This window comes from Nonomuraea sp. NPDC050404, assembly GCF_040655495.1.
Classification (GTDB): domain Bacteria; phylum Actinomycetota; class Actinomycetes; order Streptosporangiales; family Streptosporangiaceae; genus Nonomuraea.
On sequence record NZ_JBFAKB010000078.1, the window covers coordinates 1 to 2,778 of the forward strand.

At 33.5% G+C, this 2,778-nt stretch carries 4 protein-coding genes; all 4 read right to left on the reverse strand.

Translation table 11 applies throughout. The annotated features are described in order from the left end of the window. Positions 1 to 148: 148 nt before the first annotated feature. The 4 genes from AB0I81_RS63830 to AB0I81_RS63845 all read right to left on the reverse strand — a co-directional run bounded on the left by AB0I81_RS63830 (position 149) and on the right by AB0I81_RS63845 (position 2,764). The gene (locus AB0I81_RS63830) at positions 149 to 493 is read right to left on the reverse strand and encodes a DUF1413 domain-containing protein (protein WP_349221525.1); all 345 of its coding nucleotides are present in this window, start codon (positions 491 to 493) and stop codon (positions 149 to 151) included. Between the two features lie 207 nt (positions 494 to 700). Continuing rightward, positions 701 to 1,951: a restriction endonuclease subunit S gene (locus AB0I81_RS63835; RefSeq protein ID WP_193017583.1), complete on the reverse strand. Its 1,251-nt coding sequence runs from the start codon at positions 1,949 to 1,951 to the stop codon at positions 701 to 703. Further along, positions 1,939 to 2,151 (reverse strand): DNA-binding protein, encoded by a 213-nt coding sequence (locus AB0I81_RS63840; protein ID WP_200416660.1) that lies wholly within the window; start codon positions 2,149 to 2,151, stop codon positions 1,939 to 1,941. The genes AB0I81_RS63835 and AB0I81_RS63840 overlap by 13 nt, the downstream gene beginning before the upstream one ends. A 412-nt stretch (positions 2,152 to 2,563) precedes the next feature. Then, complete coding sequence (locus tag AB0I81_RS63845; RefSeq protein WP_360680635.1) at positions 2,564 to 2,764, reverse strand: hypothetical protein; 201 nt, start codon at positions 2,762 to 2,764, stop codon at positions 2,564 to 2,566. Positions 2,765 to 2,778 lie beyond the last annotated feature (14 nt).

Below are 2,778 nucleotides of genomic sequence, written 5' to 3' on the forward strand. Positions count from 1 at the left end.
CATTATTAACATGTATTTTCTAAAGTATATCAAATAACTATTCTATTTACAATTCCTTCAATTCTAATATACTACAGTACAGATAAATTAGTAATTTTCAAGTTATTATATAGTTAGAAGGATATTATAGGTTCTGTTGCGAAGTTTTTTAAAGTGTTTTTTTGTAGATGGTAGTATTGGCAGAGTCTTTTTTTACATATTTTACTGCTCGAATACTTCCTTCATTGACTTCTTTTAGAAATTGTTTTCCTATTGATAGGCGTACTCCTTTAGGAATAGTTTCCCAATTTACAGATAATAAAGTTTTTAGTGAAAAGTTTGTGTCAGGTGGAAGTTTTTCAATTAGTCCAGTTATTTCGTTAAACCAATGAGAAAATTCGTGGTTTGGAAATTCTTTTTTAATCAGATATTGCTGGATAGAGAAGCTTCCTGCTTTTTTTAGCAAGGTTTCATACTGCAAATCAGTTAGGGTTAATTGGATATTCTTTGACATTTTAATTATGTCCTTTCATTTATATTCATATAAAGGATATCACATCCTATTTTGTTTGTCAATAAAACATTTTGTTTGTCAATAAAACATTTATATAAATGCTTTATTTTTTATAAATTTGTAAAAAACAGCCCCTATAATTATATCTTGTAAGTATAAGGGCTGTTTTTGGTTAATTTCTTAGGGGTTATTATCTAATTATAGACCCTAAACGAACATCTTTTGTAGAAATCCTTTTTTCTGCTCTTTGAGAAGATCTAGCTTACGCTGATGAAGAGCGATAGTGTCATCTAACTGTTTAAAGAAAGAGCCTATTTTTTGTTGTTCTTCAATCTTAGGTAGCTCTAGATTTAGATTAGAAACTGCAGGATAGTTAACATATATTTGCGTTCCCCCCTGAACAATTCGTTTAACTTTTTCTCTAAAAGGACCATTAAGTATGGTATATGCAAAATTAGAATCAAAGTTTTCTTTCGGAGAAATAATTTCAGTTCGTTGATTGATAACATATTCGTTATCTTTTTCTACCAGTAAAGTTCTTCCAATAATTGTTCCATTAGCAGTTTTATCATTTAGCACCATGGTGAGCTCTCCAGAATTAACAACTCGTCCATCTGTAATTTCATTTGATATTGCGCGAATATTTTGATCAACGTATTGGCTATTTAATCCATAGCTACCAATTGAAATAACTTTGTATACACCATATTTGTCAAAATACTTTTCAATAGCTGTTCCGCCTCTGTGATTAGCTACGTCAGATAACTTACGCTCTTCCCAATCGTCAGCAAACCCCGCAAATCGCAATTCAGGAACTTTGGCACCATTTTTAGGGAACATCTTTTGTAAAAAGCCTTTTTTCTGTTCTTTCAATAAATCTAACTTACGTTGATGAAGAGCGATAGTATCGTCTAACTGTTTAAAGAATGACCCGATTTTTTGTTGTTCTGAAAGTTCAGGTACCATAATCGACATTTTCGACATTTGCTTACCTGAAACCTCAACAAAAGTAGATCCTGCACCGGTGACTTCCCCATATCGCTTGAGCTCATTAGTTCTTGAAAAAATAAAATAACTATCAAGTTTATTTTGATCAGGAACAATTGATTGAAACCCTTGATTAGTTGTAGCTTCTTTGGCTAATATAGCGGTGTTTCCGATACCAGCACGAGAAGTAAATAAGACGGTTCCTACTGGTAAAATTCGAGCTGAACTCTTCTTTAGACCTAGTTCAGTAATAGTCTTTTTACTTTTACTAACATAACTTTGTTCTCCAATTTCAGCTGGTGCATACCAATCAATATCACCGTCCCAGTATTCAGGGTTCGATGTACTTGGTGTTCCACCACCAACAATATTAGATAATTCTCCTAACTTACGCTCTTCCCAATCATCCGTAAATCCCGGAAACCTTAATTCTGGAACTTTCTTTTTAACTGAATCATCTATTTTCGCCATAGTCCCCACCATTTTCTTGGTTTTTCTTGTTCTTCTATCCTTTTTTGATCTTTGATTTGTTCCTGCAAATTTTCCAACTTCTCTTTAAGAGCGTTCACTTCATCTTTATATTGATTGTCTAAGTGTTTGAATTCTGTTTCCTGTGAGGGCATTTTGAGAGCTTTTAAGCTGTCATTTTCTGCTTTGTATTCTTCTAACAACTTTTTATCTTGTAAGGCTAGTCGTTGTTGCTGATCTAAAAGATTTTGAGTTTGTTTTTGTACGTCTACTAAACTTTTTATCTGTTCGTCTTTAACAGATATTTGATTATCTTTATTCTTTATTTGCTCTTTTAGATAATTGATTCGTTCATTTTTTTCATCAATTAAACTTGTATTTACGGTGTCTAATTTGGTATCTAAATACTGTCTATTTTGGACACCAACACTATCTAATTTAGTTTTAGGGACATATCCAATATTCCCTTTAATCACTTTTATAGCAGCGTTGTTAAGATAGATAGTACCGTCTAATCTCTGTATCAAATTACTATCTAATTTAGATACTTGATAATGAATTTTCTTTTTTGATACACCCAACTCATCCGCAAGCTCTTTGATCGTTTTTAGATTCTCACTCATGGCTTGCTCCTTTACCTCGAACACTTGCACGTTCTGGTTGGTCAAGGTCTTGTAATTTCACAGTTGGCAAATACTGATCAACTGCCTTTTTAAGATACTTTGCAACGTTCCCCAGCCCTCCTGAGCTGCGCCGACGGTGGCGCAAGCTGCAAAAGGGCCTAAAACTACGCGGAACAGCGGTGTTGCACAACATACGCCGGGTAGCCA